Annotated in this window: 17 protein-coding genes and 1 pseudogene; 6 read left to right on the top strand and 12 right to left on the bottom strand. The window is 61.1% G+C overall.

The window, feature by feature from the left end; all coding sequences use genetic code 11:
- Positions 1-107 precede the first annotated feature (107 nt).
- Positions 108-1016, bottom strand: a complete 909-nt coding sequence (locus AB8B33_RS15720; RefSeq protein WP_113322000.1) for a metallophosphoesterase family protein — start codon at positions 1014-1016, stop codon at positions 108-110.
- Between the two features lie 68 nt (positions 1017-1084).
- Between AB8B33_RS15720 and AB8B33_RS15715 the strand changes: the two genes are divergently transcribed.
- A complete protein-coding gene (locus tag AB8B33_RS15715) occupies positions 1085-1564 on the top strand; it encodes an NUDIX domain-containing protein (RefSeq protein ID WP_113322001.1) in 480 nt (159 codons plus the stop codon).
- Between the two features lie 3 nt (positions 1565-1567).
- Here AB8B33_RS15715 and AB8B33_RS15710 read toward each other — a convergent pair whose 3' ends face one another.
- Complete coding sequence (locus AB8B33_RS15710; RefSeq protein WP_439016068.1) at positions 1568-2557, bottom strand: glutathione S-transferase family protein; 990 nt, start codon at positions 2555-2557, stop codon at positions 1568-1570.
- A gap of 210 nt (positions 2558-2767) precedes the next feature.
- Between AB8B33_RS15710 and AB8B33_RS15705 the strand changes: the two are divergent.
- A pseudogene (locus tag AB8B33_RS15705) lies at positions 2768-3339 on the top strand (GNAT family N-acetyltransferase).
- Positions 3340-3441: 102 nt separating this feature from the next.
- Here AB8B33_RS15705 and AB8B33_RS15700 read toward each other — a convergent pair.
- The 5 genes from AB8B33_RS15700 to AB8B33_RS15680 all read right to left on the bottom strand — a co-directional run bounded on the left by AB8B33_RS15700 (position 3442) and on the right by AB8B33_RS15680 (position 10859).
- The gene (locus AB8B33_RS15700) at positions 3442-3858 is read right to left on the bottom strand and encodes a GNAT family N-acetyltransferase (protein WP_310386918.1); all 417 of its coding nucleotides are present in this window, start codon (positions 3856-3858) and stop codon (positions 3442-3444) included.
- Between the two features lie 166 nt (positions 3859-4024).
- Positions 4025-6097 carry a hypothetical protein gene (locus tag AB8B33_RS15695; RefSeq protein ID WP_439016067.1) on the bottom strand — a complete coding sequence of 691 codons (2073 nt, stop codon included), beginning with the start codon at positions 6095-6097 and terminating at the stop codon, positions 4025-4027.
- 1 nt (position 6098) lies between these two features.
- Entirely contained in the window at positions 6099-8918 is a 2820-nt protein-coding gene (locus tag AB8B33_RS15690; protein ID WP_439016066.1) for a DUF4159 domain-containing protein, read from the bottom strand.
- On the bottom strand, positions 8915-9835 hold the full coding sequence (locus tag AB8B33_RS15685; RefSeq protein ID WP_439016065.1) for a DUF58 domain-containing protein: 921 nt from the start codon (positions 9833-9835) through the stop codon (positions 8915-8917). The genes AB8B33_RS15690 and AB8B33_RS15685 overlap by 4 nt, the downstream gene beginning before the upstream one ends.
- A gap of 13 nt (positions 9836-9848) precedes the next feature.
- Positions 9849-10859, bottom strand: a complete 1011-nt coding sequence (locus AB8B33_RS15680) for an AAA family ATPase (protein WP_439016064.1) — start codon at positions 10857-10859, stop codon at positions 9849-9851.
- Positions 10860-11019: 160 nt separating this feature from the next.
- On the opposite strand from AB8B33_RS15680, the gene AB8B33_RS15675 reads away from it, so the two are divergent.
- The 3 genes from AB8B33_RS15675 to AB8B33_RS15665 are packed head-to-tail and all read left to right on the top strand — an operon-like array spanning position 11020 to position 13555.
- Positions 11020-11655: a DUF1285 domain-containing protein gene (locus AB8B33_RS15675; RefSeq protein WP_439016063.1), complete on the top strand. Its 636-nt coding sequence runs from the start codon at positions 11020-11022 to the stop codon at positions 11653-11655.
- Positions 11652-12302: a CoA pyrophosphatase gene (locus AB8B33_RS15670; protein ID WP_439016062.1), complete on the top strand. Its 651-nt coding sequence runs from the start codon at positions 11652-11654 to the stop codon at positions 12300-12302. The genes AB8B33_RS15675 and AB8B33_RS15670 overlap by 4 nt, the downstream gene beginning before the upstream one ends.
- Positions 12299-13555 (top strand): CCA tRNA nucleotidyltransferase, encoded by a 1257-nt coding sequence (locus AB8B33_RS15665; protein WP_439016061.1) that lies wholly within the window; start codon positions 12299-12301, stop codon positions 13553-13555. The genes AB8B33_RS15670 and AB8B33_RS15665 overlap by 4 nt, the downstream gene beginning before the upstream one ends.
- Before the next feature lie 2 nt (positions 13556-13557).
- Here AB8B33_RS15665 and AB8B33_RS15660 read toward each other — a convergent pair whose 3' ends face one another.
- The 3 genes from AB8B33_RS15660 to hemF form a co-directional block, all read right to left on the bottom strand.
- Positions 13558-13743, bottom strand: a complete 186-nt coding sequence (locus AB8B33_RS15660) for a DUF1059 domain-containing protein (protein WP_007824454.1) — start codon at positions 13741-13743, stop codon at positions 13558-13560.
- A gap of 126 nt (positions 13744-13869) precedes the next feature.
- Positions 13870-14145: a hypothetical protein gene (locus tag AB8B33_RS15655; protein ID WP_310386932.1), complete on the bottom strand. Its 276-nt coding sequence runs from the start codon at positions 14143-14145 to the stop codon at positions 13870-13872.
- Between the two features lie 160 nt (positions 14146-14305).
- A complete protein-coding gene (hemF, locus tag AB8B33_RS15650) occupies positions 14306-15217 on the bottom strand; it encodes an oxygen-dependent coproporphyrinogen oxidase (RefSeq protein ID WP_439016060.1) in 912 nt (303 codons plus the stop codon).
- 134 nt (positions 15218-15351) lie between these two features.
- Between hemF and AB8B33_RS15645 the strand changes: the two genes are divergently transcribed.
- A complete protein-coding gene (locus AB8B33_RS15645) occupies positions 15352-15612 on the top strand; it encodes a hypothetical protein (protein WP_037100062.1) in 261 nt (86 codons plus the stop codon).
- Between the two features lie 2 nt (positions 15613-15614).
- Here the strand turns inward: AB8B33_RS15645 and AB8B33_RS15640 are convergent, their stop codons facing one another.
- Together AB8B33_RS15640 and AB8B33_RS15635 are read right to left on the bottom strand one after the other, a co-directional pair.
- Positions 15615-17261 carry a Na/Pi cotransporter family protein gene (locus AB8B33_RS15640; protein ID WP_113322009.1) on the bottom strand — a complete coding sequence of 549 codons (1647 nt, stop codon included), beginning with the start codon at positions 17259-17261 and terminating at the stop codon, positions 15615-15617.
- A 188-nt stretch (positions 17262-17449) separates the two neighbouring features.
- Positions 17450-17911: a TrmH family RNA methyltransferase gene (locus AB8B33_RS15635; RefSeq protein ID WP_029868585.1), complete on the bottom strand. Its 462-nt coding sequence runs from the start codon at positions 17909-17911 to the stop codon at positions 17450-17452.
- Positions 17912-18181 lie beyond the last annotated feature (270 nt).

The raw sequence follows: 18181 nt of genomic DNA, 5'->3' as shown, positions 1-18181 counted from the left end.
TAAAAATACCAAGAGCCCCGGCGGCCTTTATTGCCAATGTTGCGACATTGGCGATCGCTCTTCACATGTTGATTCAACAACTGCCGAAATTGATTCCGCAATCGCCTCTAAAGCGCGAAAATATCTGCACTTTCCGGCATCATTCCGTCGCCCGTATCATTTATGCTGAAGCGCTCGCCTTTCACTTCCCAAGCGCCGGGAGAACCGGAAATGGAGAAGAGATTGTAGGCGGCGCGCGGCTTGATGCCGCCCGGTCCTTGCGATGCCGAAGCGATGCCGACGACGGGTACGGGGCCTGTCTGTCCGCGCAGCCAGTGGAGTGTGTTGAGATGGGTATGGCCGTGCAGCACGAGCTCGGCTCCGCCGGTGGAGACGACGGCGGCAAAGCGGCGGATGCCGATCATGCGTTTATAGAAACGGGTCGCGCCGCGGATCGGCGGATGGTGGATCATGACGACACGGAACAGACCGGCCTCGCCGGCAGCACGCAGCATGTTGACCGTATCGCGCGCCTGGCGCGCGCCGAAGAAGCCGGAGGCCGCGAAGGGCGGAGTTGCAACGGCAGTCGAGCAGCCGACGATTGCGACTTTGTCGCGGATGCGAAGATAGGGAAAGATGTGCCGGTTTTCTTCCCATTCCGGTGGCGCAAGGTCGCCGCGCACATAGTCATACCAGGCGCGCATCGACTTCTCATAGGAGCCCGGCACATAGGCATCGTGGTTGCCAGGGACGACCGATGTCGCGGCGGGATCGCCGAGTTCGCGCAGCCAGGCTGCCGCGCTCCGAATCTCGATGCCGCTTGCGAGGTTGACGAGGTCGCCGGTCACCGCCAGATGGTCGGCCTTGTGTGAGCGGATATCGTCCAGAAGCAGATCGAGCGTGCTGCCGAAAAGATGCTTGCGCCGGTTGCGGTGCCAGTTCACAAAGCCCGTAATACGTTTTGAGAAAAGTTCGTGAATGGAAAGGCGGGGCAGGGGTCCGAGATGGACGTCGGAGATATGCGCGAGCTTGAACATGCAACGACACATAGACCAGCTTATTTACAATTCAAACACATCCCCGCGATGAGAGTATGAAAGAACCCATGGCAGACAAACAAACATGGCCCCTTCACATGAAAGTGTTGGTGCGATTGCTGCACGTGTATTTTTCCGTCGCGCGCGGCATGACGATGGGGGTGCGTGCAGCCTGTTTCGACGAGCAGGGGCGCCTCTTTCTCGTTCGTCACGGCTACACCGGCGGATGGCATATGCCAGGTGGCGGGCTGGAACGAAACGAGACGGCAGAAGAGGCGCTCATCAAGGAGTTGCGGGAGGAAGGCAACCTCAAGATCGTGGGCAAGCCACAGCTCTTTCACGTCTATTTCAACACCAATATCACCCGGCGCGACCATGTGGTCTTCTACCGAGCCATCGTGGAACAGACCGCGCCGCGCTTGCCGGATTGGGAAATTGCCGAGAGCGGCTTTTTCGAAATCGACAAGCTGCCGGCGGAGACGACTGAAGCGACGCATAGAAGGCTGGCTGAACTCCGCGGTGAGGCGGAGCCGGCGCATTACTGGTGAGGCTCAGGCAGCGGCTGCGAGCCTGTCCCGGCCGTGCGGCCGATCGAGATCGAGTGCCGGGCCGGCTGGCACGATGCCGGTCGGGTTGATGGTCTTGTGACTGCGGTAATAGTGCTCCTTGATGTGGCGCAGGTTCACCGTCTCAGCGACACCGGGAGTCTGATAAAGGTCACGCAGATAGCCCGACAGGTTTTGGTAGTCATCGATGCGGCGGATGTTGCACTTGAAGTGGCCGACATAAACAGGGTCGAAACGCACGAGCGTCGTGAAGAGCCGCCAGTCGGCTTCGGTCTGGCGATCGCCGAAAAGGTAGCGGCCCTTGCCGAGACGCTCATCGAGCTTATCCAGCGTTTCGAAGAGCTTGACGACATTCTCCTCGTAAGCCGCTTGCGTGGTGGCAAAGCCCGACTTGTAGACGCCGTTGTTGACGGTGTCATAGACGATGTCGTTCAGTGCATCGATATCGGCCCGCAGGTCTTCCGGGTAATAATCTGCCGTCGAGCCCGTCAGATGATTGAAGGCGCTGTTGAACATGCGGATGATTTCAGCCGATTCGTTGTTGACGATCGTGCTCGTCTTGATGTCCCAGAGAACCGGTACGGTGACGCGGCCGGAATAGTGCGGATCGGCCTTCACGTAGATTTCCCAAAGTGCCTCGGAGCCGAAAAGGTGATCGCCGGTGGCGCCATTGCCGACTTTGAACTCCCAACCATTTTCCACCATCAGCGGATCGACGACCGAAACGGAAATCAGGTCTTCGAGCTTCTTCAGCTTGCGGAAGATCAGCGTGCGATGCGCCCAGGGGCAGGCGAGGGAGACATAGAGGTGATAACGGCCCGCCTCGGCTTTAAAGCCGCCTTTGCCGCTGGGACCGGCCTCTCCGTCAGCTGTAATCCAGTTGCGGTACTGCGAGGGCTGACGCTTGAAATGGCCCTTCGTTTCCTTCGTATCGTACCAGACGTCATGCCAGACGCCGTCCACCAGCATGCCCATGTTTTGTACCTCTGAAATTGTTCGTTTCGCATAGATATCGCAGCACACCGCTTTTTGCAGGTCGGCAAAAATTGAACACTGCGTCTCGGTCGCTTAATTCTTGGCCGAATTTTTGCAATGGACGACGGAAATTTTTCCTGCTATCCGCCTTCCTCACAAATTTCTGGAATCCTGCTTGATGTCTATTCTCAGAGGCCTGCGACGACGCTGATGCTCCCGAACGCCCGACGGCGTGTTCGCGAACCCACATCTGCGTCTATACGGTCTCTGTTCCCATGCTCATGTACAAGCACGATCTCGTCTACCTCACTGAGGATGCGTCTCACGACGCGGCTATTGAACTCATCAACGAAGAAGCATTCGGCCCCGGCCGGCACACGCGCGCCGCTGCCCGTATTCGCGAGCAGGGACCGCATGACCTGTCGCTCTCCTTCATCTGCGCCGATGACGGCGAGACGATCGCTTCGGTGCGGATGACGCCGGTTCTGGCCGGAACGGTGAAAGGCCATCTCCTGGGACCGCTTGCCGTGCGGCCGTCGCACAAGAGCAAGGGCATTGGCCGCGAACTGGTGCGCATCGCGGTCGAGGCCGCCAAACGCAAGGGTTCGGAAGCCATCATCCTCGTCGGTGATCCGCCGTATTACGGCCCGCTCGGCTTCGAGAAGGTCGCATATGGCGCACTGACTTTTCCCGGTCCCGTCGATCCGGGCCGTGTGCTCGTGGTCCCGATCGCGGAAGATACGCATGCGCGGCTGAAAGGCACGATCGCCTGGCGGCGATAGAGCATTTCCGTTCTTCTTCGGATCACGGAAACACTCTATCTCTTTGTTCTTACGCAATTCCGGACGCAAAACAGCTGCGCACTTTTGCTGGAATTGCTCTCGTCAGAGCCTCTTCTTGAGGAAGGTCCGCGTCCTGCCCTCGGGAAAATCGGGCAGTTCGCCAAAGACTTCATAGCCCTGACGCTTGTATGCGCTGAGCGCATGCGGGTTGAACGTATCGATCCAGGCGCCACGGCAGCCCCGGGCGGCGGCTTCTTCTTCCGCCTTCGCGAGGATCTTGCCTGCCATGCCACTGCCGCGCAGCATGTCGGGAATGTAGAGCATCTGCACGAAGAGCCAGCCCCAGGCGGTGTAGCCCGACAGACCGCCGGAGACCTTGCCATCTGTATCACGGATCAGAACGGCAAGCGCCTGCCGTTTGGACGGGCCAACATCTTCCGTGTTGAAGGCTGTCAGGCCGTCGGTGATGATCGCGAGCTCTTCCGGTGACGGGGAGGCGGTGAGCTCGAATTCCGGCATGTCAGATGCCTTTCCTGGTCAGATTGAAGCATTCTGCCGGGCATCTTTCCGCCAGGATCGGAAGCGATCGGCTTGGACGTACCAGGAGGTATGCCCTTCGCCAATCACCTCCGCCCTGACGAAAATCTGCTCCGACAGAATGCTTCAATCTGACCAGGAAAGGCATCTACCGTCCTTCACGCCACCACATGGCACCAAAGGCGAGGAGCAGGATTCCGACACCTGCGAAGCCCGCAAAGAGCGGCAAGGTATTGATGCCCTTCAGCACGGTTTCATTGGTCATGCGGATCGTCATGCGATCATTGTCGGCCACACGCACCTGGCCGCGCACCGGCAGGATCGGCGGGACGGTAATGGCGCCGGCATTGTTGACGACGCGTGTGACGAGACCGCGGCTCTTGTCGGTGATCGGCTTCAACGCAGCGGTCGTCGAAATCATCGCCTTGAATTCGGGCGCATCGACGGCGCCGACATGGGCGAGCGTGGTCAGATCGCCGTTGCGGACTTCGAAAAGGCCGATTTCGTCCATGCGCTTTTCGGCCTTGTAGAGGCCGGGCTCGGTCTGCGTCAGCGGCAGGTTCTCGGTCCTGCCCGAGGGGTAGCGGACGACCGCGTCTCCGGGGGCATCGCCAATCGTCTGGCGGGTGATTTCCAGTGTTCGGCCGGAGGTGCGCGCCGTCAGCGCCTCTTCCTCCAGTGCCGGTTCCTTCATCAACCAGTGGGCGATGCGGCGATAGAGCGAGACGTGCGGGCCGCCGCCCTCGAAGCCGCGCGCCCAGAGCCAGCCCTGATCGGAAAGCAGCATGGCGACACGGCCCTGGCCGGCGCGGTTGAGCACCAGCAGCGGATGGTTGTCGGCACCGACCATGACGGTCTGGCCCTGCGGCCGCTCGACATCGACGCTTCGGAACCAGCGGCCCCAATGCGGCGGCTCATCGCCGGAGCCGTCAAGCCCGCGAGTGACGGGATGCTTGCGGCCCTGTTCGGAAAGACGGGGATAGAAGGCTTGCTCGATCATCCGGCCGGTTGGCTCTGCCGGCAGTACGGAAGCAAGCGGGGTCATGGCGATCGACTCCGGGCTTGCATGCTCAGGACCGGCGGCGATCAGCAATGCGCCGCCATTTTCCACATATTGCGCGATGTTGTCATAATAGAGCATCGGCAGCACATTGGCGCGATCCTGATAGCGGTCGAAGATGATCAGGTCGAAATCCTTGATCTTGTCGACGAAGAGCTCTCGGGTTGGGAATGCGATCAGCGACAGCTCGTTGATCGGCGTGCCGTCCTGCTTTTCCGGCGGGCGCAGGATGGTGAAATGCACGAGATCGACTGACGCGTCGGACTTCAGGAGATTGCGCCAGGCGCGCTCGCCGGCATGCGGTTCGCCCGAGACGAGAAGGACGCGCAGGTTCTGGCGGATGCCATCGATGATGTGCACGGCACGATTATTGGCATCCGTCACTTCGCCGGGAATACCGGCGACGGAGAATTCCAGCACGTTCGGGCCGCCGCGGGTCACCTTGAAGGAGAAGGGTGTATCCTGGCCGGGTGTTGCCTGCAGGGTGGCGATCTCGTCGCCGTTGAGGCGCACCGTCACATTCGCAGCGCCGCCGGGGCTCGGGCCGTCGTCGAAGACGCGCAGCACGAGCTGCTGCTCCTCGTTGACTATGCCGAAGCGGGGCGCCTTGATGACCTCGATGCGGCGATCGAACTCGTTCGGCTTGCCGGTGATGAGACCGTGGATCGGCGCGTCGAAGCCGAGCGCTTGATTGACGCCGGGCACATCATGCACCTCACCATCCGTCAGCATGATCGCGCCGCCGACGCGCGAGGGTGGTACATCGGCGATCGAAGCCGACAGGGCGTCGAAGAGGCGTGTGGAGGGCACGTCGGAATTGCGGTCCTCGTTCACGTCCACGAAGCGGGGCTCGATCTGCGGAAAGCGGGCGAGCTGGGTTTTCAAGGATGCCAACGCATCATCCGTCATCTTCATGCGGTCAGCCGTCTGCTGGCTCTGGCTGCGGTCGACGATGACGGGGACGATGGTCGAAAGCTGGTCGCGGTCCTCCTGCAGCAGTACCGGGTTGGCAAGTGCTGCCAGTAGCGCCAGCGCCGCAAGCGTGCGGATCCATGCGCCGCGTATGCCGCGCCAGATCGCGAATACGGCGATCAGGAGGACGATGCCGGTCAGTACCGCCAAAAAGGGCCAGGGCAGGAAGGGTGAATAATCGAGCGTCATATCACTGCCCCAGCCGTTCGAGCAGGTCGGGCACGTGAACCTGGTCTGTCTTGTAGTTGCCGGTCAGCATGTACATCATGATGTTGACGCCGGCGCGGAAGGCATATTCGCGCTGCGTCTCATCCGGCGGCACAGTGGGCAGCAGCGGGGTGTCATTGTCGTCAACGGCCCACGCGCCGGCAAAATCGTTTGCGGTGATCAGGATCGGCGAGACGCCGTCTGCGGCAGCGGCCGGCCTATTGGCGCTGTTCTGGTTCTGGCCGCCCTGCCGCGCCTCGATCCAGAGCGGGCTGCCGGCGTAGCGGCCGGGGAAGCTGGACAGAAGATAAAAGGACTTGGTCAGCACATGATCGTGCGGAACGGGTTCCAGCGGCGGAATATCCAGATTGGCGAGGATCTGCTGCAGGCGCTGGCCGTTGGCGGTCGTGTCGCTGCCCCCTTCGAGGGAGTCGAACTGGTCGCGCGTGTCGAAAAGCACCGTTCCGCCATTGCGCATATAGGCGTCGATACGGCTGATGGCGGCGTTGGACGGCATCGGCGCGGTTGCCGAAATCGGCCAGTAGATGATCGGGTAGAAGGATAACTCGTCCTTATTTAGGTCAATGCCAACGGGTGGGGACGGCTCCAGCGTGGTGCGGTAGGTCAGGAATCTCGTGAGGCCATTGAGCCCCTCTTCAGAAATATTGTCCACATCTTGTTCGCCGGTGACGACATAGGCGAGATGGGTATTGTCGAGCCGCTGCATGATGACGTCGTCGCCCGGCTGGGTGTCATTGGCATGCGAGATGTCCGGCTGCAACATCAGGCCGGCCGCAAGTGCCACGGCGATCGTCGCCGCAGCCCGGGCGCGCGGCCGCAGGCGGGAGAAGGCGCCATTCATGAAGAGCACGATCAGGCTATCGGCCAGAAGCAGCAGGAAGGCGATGAAGAAGAGCAGCGGCTTGGCCGACCAGCTTTCGCCACCGATAAGGCCGGCGCGCACGACATTGACGCCATCGATGTCGAGCGGTTTCAGCTCGGCATTGTCGGGCAGAACGTTCAGTGCCGTGAAGCCATCTTCGGAGCCATAGAGGCCGGGTGGATTGTCGAAATTGGCAACGGGTGCTGCCTTAGCATTCGGGATCAGTGGACGGGCATTGCCGGTTTCGGTGACCAGGATGCCCTTGGCGGTCAGCATGCGAAAGGGCGGCAGGGTTTCGGCAACGCGCGCACTGCCCGATGATTCCGAGGTTACTCCGCCGGAACGGGAGATCTGGATGAGGTGGCGCAGCATTTCGACGAAGGTGCCAGAAATCGGCAGGTTCGACCAGGTCGCTTCGGCACTCACATGGAAGAGCACGATCTGGCCGGCATTCATCTTGTTCATGGTCACGAGCGGCGTACCATCGGCAAGGCTTGCCCATGTGCGTTCGGCGAGATCGGGTGTCGGCTCTGCCAGCACCTGGCGGTTGACCGTCACGTCGGTTGGACGCGGTATGCCGGCAAACGGGCTGAATCCAGGGAATTCGGCGAGCGCTTGCGGCTCGCTCCAGGACAGACTGCCGCCAAGCGCACGTTCCCCCTGGCGCAGGGTGACAGGGATCAGCGGATCTTCGGCAGGTGCCGCGGCAAGGCGCGGGCCGGCAAAGCGCAGCAGCATGCCACCGTTCGATATCCAGCGCTGCAAGGGCGCGTAGGTATCCTCCGGCAGGCGGCCGATATCGGCCATGATGATGATCGAAGGATTATTGGCGAGCAGCTTCGGGATCGCGACCGAAAGATTGGCATCGGTCGGCCGCACGAGGTCCGCGTAGGGTTCGAGCGCCCGCTGGATGTAGTAGAGCGGGGAGAGCAGCGGCTGGAATTCATCGCCGCTTTCGCCCGAGAGAAGCACGACCCTGCGGCGCTTGAAGGCATCGTCGAGCAGATGCACCGCGCCTGCGGTGGCGCCGGTATTGATGCTGACGCGGGCAAAATCGTTGCGCATCTCGAAGGGGGCGGAAATGCCGGCATTGACGGCCGTCTGGCCGGGGGCGAAGTCGGCCCTGCCGGTGGCGATCACGCGGCCCTGCGCGTCCTGTGCATTGAGCGGGACGGAGGCCGCGCCACTGGCACTGAGGCGGGTCAGTTTGACCGTCATCGCATCGGCCGTATTGGTGGCGCCCGAGATTGCTACCGTCTGGGCAGCATCGCCTTCGATCACGCGCAGTTCGGCGGGCCGAAGGTCGGAGAGTTGACGGACGATAGCATCGTTGTCGCTGCTTGCTGCACCGTCGGTGAGGAAGGCAAGCGTGCCGGGATGCGTGCCGTTCAGGGCGGCGCGCAGCGCTTCGAAAGCCCGCTGGCGATCCGGCACGAGCGGTTTCGGCACGGCGGCGCGCAGCTTTTCGCGGGCGGCGGCGGCAGTGCCGGGTGTCGCGTTATTGGTCGGGTCGGCGGTGAAGGCGATGGAGACGACAGCGCCGGCAGTTTCGGCATCGTCGATCAGCGCATCGGCCGTCTGGACGCGGCGCTCCCAATCGGGTGCCGAAGCCCAGCTATTGTCGACGAAAAGGACGAGCGGACCACCCGATGCGAGCGAGCTGGTGCGCGGATTGAAGACCGGATCGGCGATCGCGAAGATGATGGCGGCTGCCAGAAGCATGCGCAGCAGCGTCAGCCACCAAGGGCTTTTCGCCGGCGTTTCCTCGCGCTTCAGCACAGTCGCGAGGATTTTCAGCGGCGGAAAGACTTCCGCCTGCGGGCGCGGCGGGGTGAGCCGCAGCAGCCACCAGATGACGGGCAGGGCAATCAGCGCGCCGAGGATAGCGGGATAGGCGAAGGCGAAGGGAAGCGCGCTCAAAACTGTCCTCCATGCGTTGCCTTTGCCGGCATGCCGGAAAGATACATATGGACGGCAACCAGCGCTTCGGACGCCAGGTGATCGGTGCGGTGGCTGACGAAGGTCCAGCCGAGATGGCGCAGCGATTGGCCGAGATCTTCGCGTCGCGCGAGATAGGCGTTGCGATAGGCCTCCCGCAGGCCCTCCGCCCGCCCGGAGGTCAGCCTGTCGCCGGTCTCGGGATCGGTGAATTCGGTGCGGCCGTTATAGGGAAAGATTTCCTCGGCCGGGTCGGCGATCTCGACCACGTGGCCACGCAGGCCCCGGCGGGCAAGCGGACCGAGACGAGCCATGATGGAAGGCGCGTCATCGAGGAAATCGCCGATGAGGATGAGATCGCTCCAACCGCGCACCATCGCGGTTTCGGGCAGGCCGCCAGTCAGCGGCGTGTGCATCAGGGCGGCTGCCAGCCTTTCGGCTGCATTGCGGGCGGAGACAGGTTCCATCACGCCGGGGCAGCCGATGCGCTCGCCGGAGCGGGCGAGGATCTCGGCAAGCGCCAGCATGATGACCAGCGCCCGGCTTTCCTTGGAAACGCTGCCATAGGTCGACTTGTACATCATGGAGGGCGACATGTCGGCCCAGAGCCAGATTGTGTGGGCAGCCTCCCATTCGCGGTCACGCACATAGGTATGGTCGTCGCGGGCGGAGCGGCGCCAATCGATGCGCGACAGGCTTTCACCTTCGCTATAGGGGCGGAACTGCCAGAAATTCTCGCCGATACCGCGTTTACGGCGGCCATGCCAGCCGGCAATCACGGTGTTGGCGATGCGCTTGGCTTCGACCAGGCAATCCGGCACGAGGGCAGCCCGCTGCCTTGCGCGGGAAAGGGCATCGCTGCCGGGCGTCGGGTTGACGATCTGTCCGATGGATGCCACGCGCAGCGCTTCCTTATCCCTTTGCCTGCTTGACCAGTCCGGCGATGACGTCGCGCACCGACATGCCCTCGGCGCGGGCGGCGAAGGTCAGTGCCATGCGGTGCTCGAGAACGGGCTCGGCCAGAGCGTAGATATCGTCGAGCGAGGGCGCCAGACGGCCCTCATAGAGCGCGCGGGCGCGGGCGCACAGCATCATCGCCTGGCCGGCGCGCGGGCCAGGCCCCCAGGCCACATGCTTGTCGGTGGAGGCATTGCCCTGGCCTGGACGGGCTGAGCGCACGAGCGAGAGGATGGCATCGACGACGGTATCGCTGACCGGCATCTGGCGTACGAGCGTCTGGATTTCGGACAGGCGTGCCGCATTGATGACCGGTTCGGGTTTGGCTTCGGTGAGACCCGTCGTTTCCAGAAGGATCTGGCGCTCGGCGGCAAGTTCGGGATAGTGAACATCGACCTGCAGAAGGAAGCGGTCGAGCTGGGCTTCGGGAAGCGGATAGGTGCCTTCCTGCTCCAGCGGGTTCTGCGTTGCGAGAACGTGGAAGGGTGAGGGCAGGTCATAACGCTGGCCGGCAATGGTGATATGATATTCCTGCATCGCCTGCAGAAGTGCCGACTGGGTGCGCGGCGAAGCGCGGTTGATTTCGTCGGCCATCAGAAGCTGGGCGAAAACCGGCCCCTTGACGAAACGGAAGGAGCGGCGGCCGCTCCCGTCCTGGTCCATCACTTCGGAACCCAGGATATCCGAAGGCATCAGGTCGGGCGTGAACTGGATACGGTTTGCGGCAAGGCCGAGGACTTCGCCGAGCGTCGTCACGAGCCTCGTCTTGGCAAGGCCGGGAACACCGACGAGGAGGGCATGACCACCGGAGAGAACGGCGAGAAGCGTGTTTTCAACCACGCTTTCCTGACCGAAGATGACCTTGGAAACTTCCGTGCGGATGGCGGCGATATCGGATAGCGCTCTTTCTGCGGCGGCGACAATCGCCTGTTCATCGAGGCTGGCTTCGGTCTTGATCATACCCACGGGCATCTCCAACGGCTGAAATCATTCGGCTGCGAATCGTCTGACTTTAATAGGCGTGCCTCATACCCGATACAGTTATGAAGATGTTGCGGGCTGACAAGTTTGTTTCAAATGACTATCTCGTGACTTTATTTTGTTAAGAGCAAACCGGGACAGAAGAATGGCAGCCGAGGAAATGAGGCATACGGCAGATGCGGCGGGGCTTGCCGCGCTGATTTTGCGCGCTTCCGAGGCGAAATCCGGCAAAAAGCGCGGCTTGCCGCCTGTCGAGAAATGGAATCCGCCCTTTTGCGGCGATATCAACATGGAAATTCGGGCGGATGGCACATGGTTCTACATGGGCACGCCGATCGGCCGGGCTCCGCTGGTCCAGCTCTTTTCGACCGTTTTGAGGAAGGACGAAGACGGGAAAACCTATCTCGTAACTCCTGTGGAAAAGGTCGGCATCAGGGTCATTGACGCACCCTTTGTGGCCGTCGAGATGAATGCAAGTGAGCGAGATGGCCAGCAGGTTCTGACCTTCCGCACCAATGTCGGCGATGTCATCGAGGCCGGCAAGGATCACCCTCTGCGCTTTCCGGATCATGGGCCAGAGTATGGGAAAGACAGTGAACTGAAGCCCTACCTGCATGTGCGGGGCCGGCTTGAAGCATTGGTGTCACGCGCCGTGATGTATGAACTGGTCGAACTCGGCGAGGTGGCCGAGGTCGCCGGCCGGGAGATGTTCGTCGTTCGCTCCGGTGGTGAGATTTTTCCGATCATGCCGGCCGATGAACTGGAAGCAGCCTCCCGATGAGTGAAGCGATCAGCAAGACCTATCCCCCGTTTTCGGCTGCCGAGTTCCGTCGCCGTGCGCTCAACCAGATCGGCGCACCCATCGATCACGCCTGGCGCGACCATGGCGACCATGTGCTCAATCCCGATATCGTTGCGCTGGCCGAGACCTTGAAACTCCGTGATGCGGCCGTGCTGGTGCCCGTCGTCGATGATGGCGAAGAGGCGAAGGTGATCTTCACCAAGCGAACGTCGACACTTCGCAAGCATTCCGGCCAGATCGCCTTTCCCGGTGGTTCGATCGATCCCGAGGATGTCTCGCCCGAGATGGCCGCGATCCGCGAAACCGAGGAGGAGATTGGTCTTGGCGGCGGCTTCGTCGAGACGGTCGGCCGGCTGCCGAACTATCTGTCGTCCACCGGGTTCCGCATCACGCCCGTTCTCGGCGTTGTGCAACGCGGTTTTTCGCTGCAGCTCAATCCGATCGAAGTGGACGACGTTTTCGAGGTGCCGCTTTCCTTCCTGATGGATCCTGCCAATCACACACGGGACAAGCGGGTAGTTGATGGTATCGACCGGCATTTCTACCGCGTGCCCTATGAAACGCGGATGATCTGGGGCATCACCGCCGGCATCGTCCGCACGCTTTATGAAAGGCTTTATGCATGACCTCTGTTGCCGACCAGGCATGGTTTCAGGATCCGGCGCTCGGTCGGGTCTTTGCGCTACTGAACGCTGATGGCGGGGAAGGGCGTGTGGTCGGTGGCGCGGTGCGCAACAGCCTGATGGGGCTTGCGGTCGCCGATATCGATATCGCCGCCACGCTGCTGCCGGAAACAGTCATGGAGCGGGCCGCTGCTGCTGGCGTCAAGGCGGTACCGACCGGCATTGACCACGGAACGGTGACGCTCGTCATCGATGGCCGCCCCTTCGAAGTGACGACGTTGCGTACCGATGTGGAAACGGATGGCCGTCGCGCCAAGGTGGCCTTCAGCGCGGACTGGCAATCGGATGCGGAACGGCGCGACCTCACCATCAATGCACTTTACGCAAATGCTGCGGGCGAGGTGATCGATCTCGTCGGCGGGCTCGATGATATCGAGAAGCGCAATATCCGCTTCATCGGTAATGCAGCGACGCGGATCGCCGAGGACTATCTGCGCATCCTGCGCTTCTTCCGTTTCTTCGCCTGGTACGGTTCCGGACGGCCCGATGCAGAAGGGCTGAGAGCGTCATCCTCAGCGCGTTCGAAGCTGAAAACGCTGTCGGCCGAACGGGTCTGGTCGGAGCTCAGAAAGCTCCTGTCGGCGGAAGATCCAGGCCGCGCGCTTCTCTGGATGCGGCAGGTTGCAGTTCTCTCGGAAATCCTGCCGGAAACGGAAAAATGGGGCATCGATGCCATCCCGGCGCTTGTTGCGACCGAGAAGGCGCTCGGCTGGGAGCCTGATCCGCTGCTGCGGCTGGCCTCGATCATTCCGCCCGATCCGGTGCGGCTGGAGGAATTGGCAGCACGGCTGAAATTTTCGAATGCGGAAGCCGCCTATTTCAGGGCCTGGGCAAAAGCCGCCCCGGTCAATGACGAGATTTCCGCTGCCGCCTTCGAGAAGCTGCTCTACAGAAATGGCGCAGACGGCATCATCGTGCGGCTGAAACTGGCGCTTGGCATTGCTCGGGGCAAGGCAGAGAATGGTAGTTTTGATGAGATGAGCCGTTCGGCGCGCCTTTCGAAGCTTCTGGATCATGCGCGCATCTGGAAGAAACCGCAGTTTCCGCTGAACGGCGCAGACGTGATGGCCAAGGGCATACAGGCCGGCCCGAAGGTCGGTGAAATCCTGTCGACCTTGGAAAACCAGTGGGTGGAAGAGAATTTTGTCTCCGACCGGGCGGCATTGCTCGCCCGGCTCTCGGAGATTGCAGGTTGAGATCAGGCCGCGTTCGCTTCGTCGCGGATGCGGGCCTTGATATTGTCCACCATGTTTTCGCGAATGGTCGTTTCGCCGTGGGCTGTTCTCATATGTTCGACGGCGCGGCGAACGACTTCAGCGTCATTGTCGGCCCTGGTGTGCCAATCGCATCCGGGAACGAGTGTACCGCATTCGAAAAGTCGCATGGTTCTTCTCCTGTCTCTGAAATGCAAAACCATCGCGCTTTCGCGCGCTTGAGAAATGTGCGGCAACGGAGAAGGTTCCGGGAGAGAAAGCTTCGGCCGACTTGGACGCCGGCCGAAAGGCTCTGTTTATTGATGCGGCATTGCCCAGGCCATGTAAGTCTCCGAAAGGTGCGCAGGCTTGTTGCTGTTGGCAGCACCTGTTGCCTGCTGTTGAAGTTCTTCCGGAGTCTTGCCGCCTGCCAGCTGCAATTTCACCTGCTCGACAAAGCAGGAGAGCGGCAGGTCGGAACCGCTTTTCGCTCTCAAGTCTTCGGCGATGCGCGTTAGAAACTCGGGCGCTTCGATTGCGCGGGACGTTTCCTGGATATCTGCAGAAGCAGGCGAGCTGCTTTGTACCGTCATGACAATCCTCCTCCGATTGTAACGCACAGAGACTAATTTAGGACGCACTCAGTTCTGATGAAGGCCGTTCAACGCGATTTTACCGGAATAGTATTTCAAATTTATCAGCAGGTTTGCCTTTGTCAGCATGCCGGTCTTTGCCCGCATGCTTGGCGCCGGCTTATGGCCAGCGCACGACGGGCGGCAGGGAAGAAAGAATGGATTCGACATTGCCGCCGGTTTTCAGGCCGAAGATCGTCCCTCGGTCGTAGAGCAGATTAAACTCGACATAGCGGCCACGGCGAATCAATTGTTCGTCACGGTCGGCCTCCGTCCAGTCCTTGTTGAAGTTTGAGCGGACGATCTTGGGGTAAACCATGGCGAAGGCCCGGCCGACGTCACGTGTGAAGGCGAAATCGGCTTTCCAGCCGCCGGCTTCCTCGTCGGAATGCAGCCAGTCGTAGAAGATGCCGCCAACACCGCGCGCCTCGTTGCGGTGCTTGAGGAAGAAATAGTCGTCGCACCATTTCTTGTAGGCATCGTAATCGGCGACCGCATGGTTACGGCAGGTGATTTCCATGGCCTTGTGGAAGAGCTGTGTGTCTTCATCTTCCTGCGTGCGGCGGCGACCGAGAACCGGGGTCAGGTCGGCGCCGCCGCCGAACCAGCGGCTGGTGGTGACGACCATGCGGGTGTTCATGTGAACGGCCGGCACGTTGGGATTGACCGGATGGGCGATCAGCGAAATTCCCGACGCCCAGAAGCGCGGATCTTCGGCGGCGCCCGGTATCTGTGCCCGGAAGTCGGGCGCGAATTCGCCATAGACGGTGGATGTATGAACGCCGACCTTTTCGAAGACGCGGCCTTCCATCATCGACATGCGGCCACCGCCGCCGGCACCGTTTTCGCGGGACCAGTCCTTGGCGACAAAGCGGCCGGGCTCCTGATCGGAGAGGGGACCTTCTAGTTCATCCTCCAGCGCTTCGAAGGAAGCGCAGATCGTGTCCCGCAGCCCCTCGAACCATGTACGGGCGGCAGTCTTTTTGTCCTCGATGTCTTCGGGCAGGCCGATCGGCAGTTCCGGTCTTTCCATGCGATTCGCTCTTTGTTGATTACAATCCCGGTTTAGCAGGTGCAGCAGAAGCCTGCCAGCAGTGGAAAGCGCCTGCAAGATTCGACTCGCAAAGGGCGGATTTCGATACTACTTTTCATGCAGAGGTAGGTTTTATGGCAAAAATTCCGGGGCCTCCGCCCTTCGAAGGCTTGAAGCGCAGAATAGCAAAGCATCGGGCAGAGGCGTCCGCCCGCGAGCGGGATCATTTTGTCCGCGAAACATACCGGATGGGGCTTTTGGAAGCCCGCGCCAAGGCGCGCGAATGGTTCGACGAATATCCGAAAGCCGCCTATTGGACCGAAGTGGAAAGCTGGCGCCAGCTGGAAGGCGACCAGATCGAATTCACCATGCGTCGCTTGCCATCCGCCGATTGAACTTATTCGGCTGCATCACGCAGGCGGCTTTCGATCAGAAGGCCGCTTTCGTCGAGGATCGGATGCGCCACTGAGACGATGTGCGCATTGATACGCTTCAGGTCACGCAGCATATCGAGATGAAGTGAGCTCGTCTGGAGGCTGTCGGCACGCCCGTCGCGCAGCCGCTCCAGGTGCCGCTCGGCCGATTGCTTTTCCATGCGGCGGACCTCCACCTTCACTTCCATCATCTGCCGGGCGAGATTGAAGTCGCGGGTGACGAAGATCGTCTGGGCGACGCGCAGGTTGTCGATCGTCAGATCAAACAGTTTGCGCAATTCCCTGTAGCCGTCTTCGGAGAATTTCAGGCCGAGCGAGACCTTCTTGCCGACCTGCTCCAGCAGGCCTTTCTCGATGATGTCGCCCATATGCTCGAGGTTGATCGCATAGTCGATGATAACGATAGAGCGGCGGGCATTCTCGTCGCTAAGACCGCCACGGCCGAGCTTGGAGAGATAGACCTTCACCTCCTGCTGCAGCAGATCCACGCGTTTTTCGAGCGCAGGGATCTCGGCGAGCTTGGACATGTCATTGTGTTCGAAGGCATCGGAAGCGCGCAGGAGCATGCGTTCGATCAGATCGCCGACGCCGAGCACTTCGCGCGTCGCGCTGGCAAGGGCCACGACGGGCGTCGACAGCTCCTGCATATCGAGAAACTTGGGACCCTGATCCGGCTGCACGTCATCGGGCACCAGGCGGGCGGTAAAGATAGCCAACATCCGCGAAAAGGGCCAGGCAACGGCGGCAAGAAGGATGTTGAAAATCAGATGCGTATCGACTGGCAGCTTGGCGGGGCCGAAGGGCAGCATTTGGAGCAGCGGCGCTGCATAGCCGGCAAGCGGCAGCGCAATCAGGCAGCCCGCGGTGCGGACGATGAGATTGCCGAGCGTGACGCGTCTCGCCGAGGCAGGGCCGGAGAGGGTGGCGACAACGGGCGGAATCGCGCCGCCGAGATTGGCGCCGAGGACGAGAACGATGATCAGTTCCGGGGACACGATGCCCGTTGACGCGAGCGACAGGATCAGGACGACGACCGCAAGGCTCGACGACGAGATGAAGGCAAGCGCTGCGGAAAAAAACAGAGCGACCGGCCAGGCATCGCCGAGCAGGCCGATGAAGGCAGCCAGTGCCGGCGATGTCCGCATGGGCTCCGTCGCATTGCTCAGTAGATGCAGGGAGAGCAGCATCAGGCCGATGCCGATCATGGCCGCGCCGCCGCCGTGGCGGGCGCTGGACTTTCCGCGATAGAGCACGATGCCGCCAAGAATAAGCAGCGGCGAAAGCCATTCGATGCCGGTAGCGACTATCCAGGCGGTCACGGCAGTCCCGACATTGGCGCCGAGCAGCACGATCTGGGCCATGCGCGGCTTGATGAGGTCGCGCTCCACGAAAGAGGCCGTCATCAGGGCCGTCGCGGTCGAACTCTGCAGGGCGATGGTTGCCAGGAAACCTGACAGGATCGAGCGCGGCCCGTTCGCCGTGCCTGTCGCAAGCCCGGTCCTCAGGCGTGCGCCGAAGGCACGCGTAACGCCGTCCTTGACCTGCGCAAGGCCGAAGAGCAGCAGCGCAATCGCGCCGAACAGATTGATCATGACGATCGTGGATTCCATGGCCTTGGTCTTTTTCTTCTTCTTGAGAAGGTTTTCTCGGTTCTACGTTTCCGTAGTCGAGTAAATCATTGGAATCTCACTGCTTGTGCAGAATTATTGATTGCCTGGCTAATTAATATAGGCGCTTTTGCGTCGATTCAAAGCGTTGTTTGCGACATCAAGGCCGCCAAGGATCGGCATGGGCCGGTTCACGACCAGACGGTCTGCCGCATTGCCTCGCCTGTTATCATCGCGGCGGAGACGGCAAGGTTGATCGAACGCTGGCCTTCCACCATCGGAATCAGAATGCGCCCATCGGCGCGTTCATGCACATGATCGGGCACGCCGGCGCTTTCACGGCCGAAGAGCAAGATATCGTCGGGACGGAAGACGAAATCCGTGTAGCGCTGCGATGCCTTCGTGGTGGCGAGGATCAGGCGGCGGCCGGTGGCTGCGCGCCATTCCTCGAAGCGTTCCCAATTGACATGGCGGGTGAGGGCGGCGGCGGCCAGATAGTCCATGCCCGCGCGCTTCAGATTTCGATCGGAAATGTCGAAACCGGCGGGCTCGATGATGTCGACCGCAAAACCCAGGCAGGCGGCAAGGCGCAGGATCGTTCCGGTATTGCCTGGGATATCGGGTTGATAGAGCGCCAGTCTGAGGTCTGCCATGGGAAATTGTCCGTTGAGATGATAAGCAACTTGCCTATCCGAACTGTGATTTTGAGGCAACAGAACGCTTTTTGACCTGTCGATGGCCACTTTCCGAGCGGTCGGGGCTGGAAATTTAGGCATTTTCGCGTTATCGGTGCATATCTTCAATCGCCAACAGGGAGCGCCGACATGGATATATTTGTGCTGATGCGTCTCCCGCCCGTGATGCCACGCTTGGCGATCTGGCGCATATAAGGCGCTTTTCTTTCCCCAATTGCCCATTTTGAA

The sequence above is a fragment of the Rhizobium sp. 768_B6_N1_8 genome, from assembly GCF_051811225.1.
Lineage (GTDB): Bacteria > Pseudomonadota > Alphaproteobacteria > Rhizobiales > Rhizobiaceae > Rhizobium.
This window is presented reverse-complemented; position numbering and strand designations above follow the sequence as displayed.

Coding starts and splice junctions, on each gene's coding strand:
- AB8B33_RS15720 (WP_113322000.1), bottom strand. CDS start 1,016: ATGTTCAAGCTCGCGCATATCTCCGACGTCCATCTCGGACCCCTGCCC.
- AB8B33_RS15715 (WP_113322001.1), top strand. CDS start 1,085: ATGGCAGACAAACAAACATGGCCCCTTCACATGAAAGTGTTGGTGCGA.
- AB8B33_RS15710 (WP_439016068.1), bottom strand. CDS start 2,557: ATGGGCATGCTGGTGGACGGCGTCTGGCATGACGTCTGGTACGATACG.
- AB8B33_RS15700 (WP_310386918.1), bottom strand. CDS start 3,858: ATGCCGGAATTCGAGCTCACCGCCTCCCCGTCACCGGAAGAGCTCGCG.
- AB8B33_RS15695 (WP_439016067.1), bottom strand. CDS start 6,097: ATGACGCTCGATTATTCACCCTTCCTGCCCTGGCCCTTTTTGGCGGTA.
- AB8B33_RS15675 (WP_439016063.1), top strand. CDS start 11,020: ATGGCAGCCGAGGAAATGAGGCATACGGCAGATGCGGCGGGGCTTGCC.
- AB8B33_RS15670 (WP_439016062.1), top strand. CDS start 11,652: ATGAGTGAAGCGATCAGCAAGACCTATCCCCCGTTTTCGGCTGCCGAG.
- AB8B33_RS15665 (WP_439016061.1), top strand. CDS start 12,299: ATGACCTCTGTTGCCGACCAGGCATGGTTTCAGGATCCGGCGCTCGGT.
- AB8B33_RS15660 (WP_007824454.1), bottom strand. CDS start 13,743: ATGCGACTTTTCGAATGCGGTACACTCGTTCCCGGATGCGATTGGCAC.
- AB8B33_RS15655 (WP_310386932.1), bottom strand. CDS start 14,145: ATGACGGTACAAAGCAGCTCGCCTGCTTCTGCAGATATCCAGGAAACG.
- hemF (WP_439016060.1), bottom strand. CDS start 15,217: ATGGAAAGACCGGAACTGCCGATCGGCCTGCCCGAAGACATCGAGGAC.
- AB8B33_RS15645 (WP_037100062.1), top strand. CDS start 15,352: ATGGCAAAAATTCCGGGGCCTCCGCCCTTCGAAGGCTTGAAGCGCAGA.
- AB8B33_RS15640 (WP_113322009.1), bottom strand. CDS start 17,261: ATGGAATCCACGATCGTCATGATCAATCTGTTCGGCGCGATTGCGCTG.
- AB8B33_RS15635 (WP_029868585.1), bottom strand. CDS start 17,911: ATGGCAGACCTCAGACTGGCGCTCTATCAACCCGATATCCCAGGCAAT.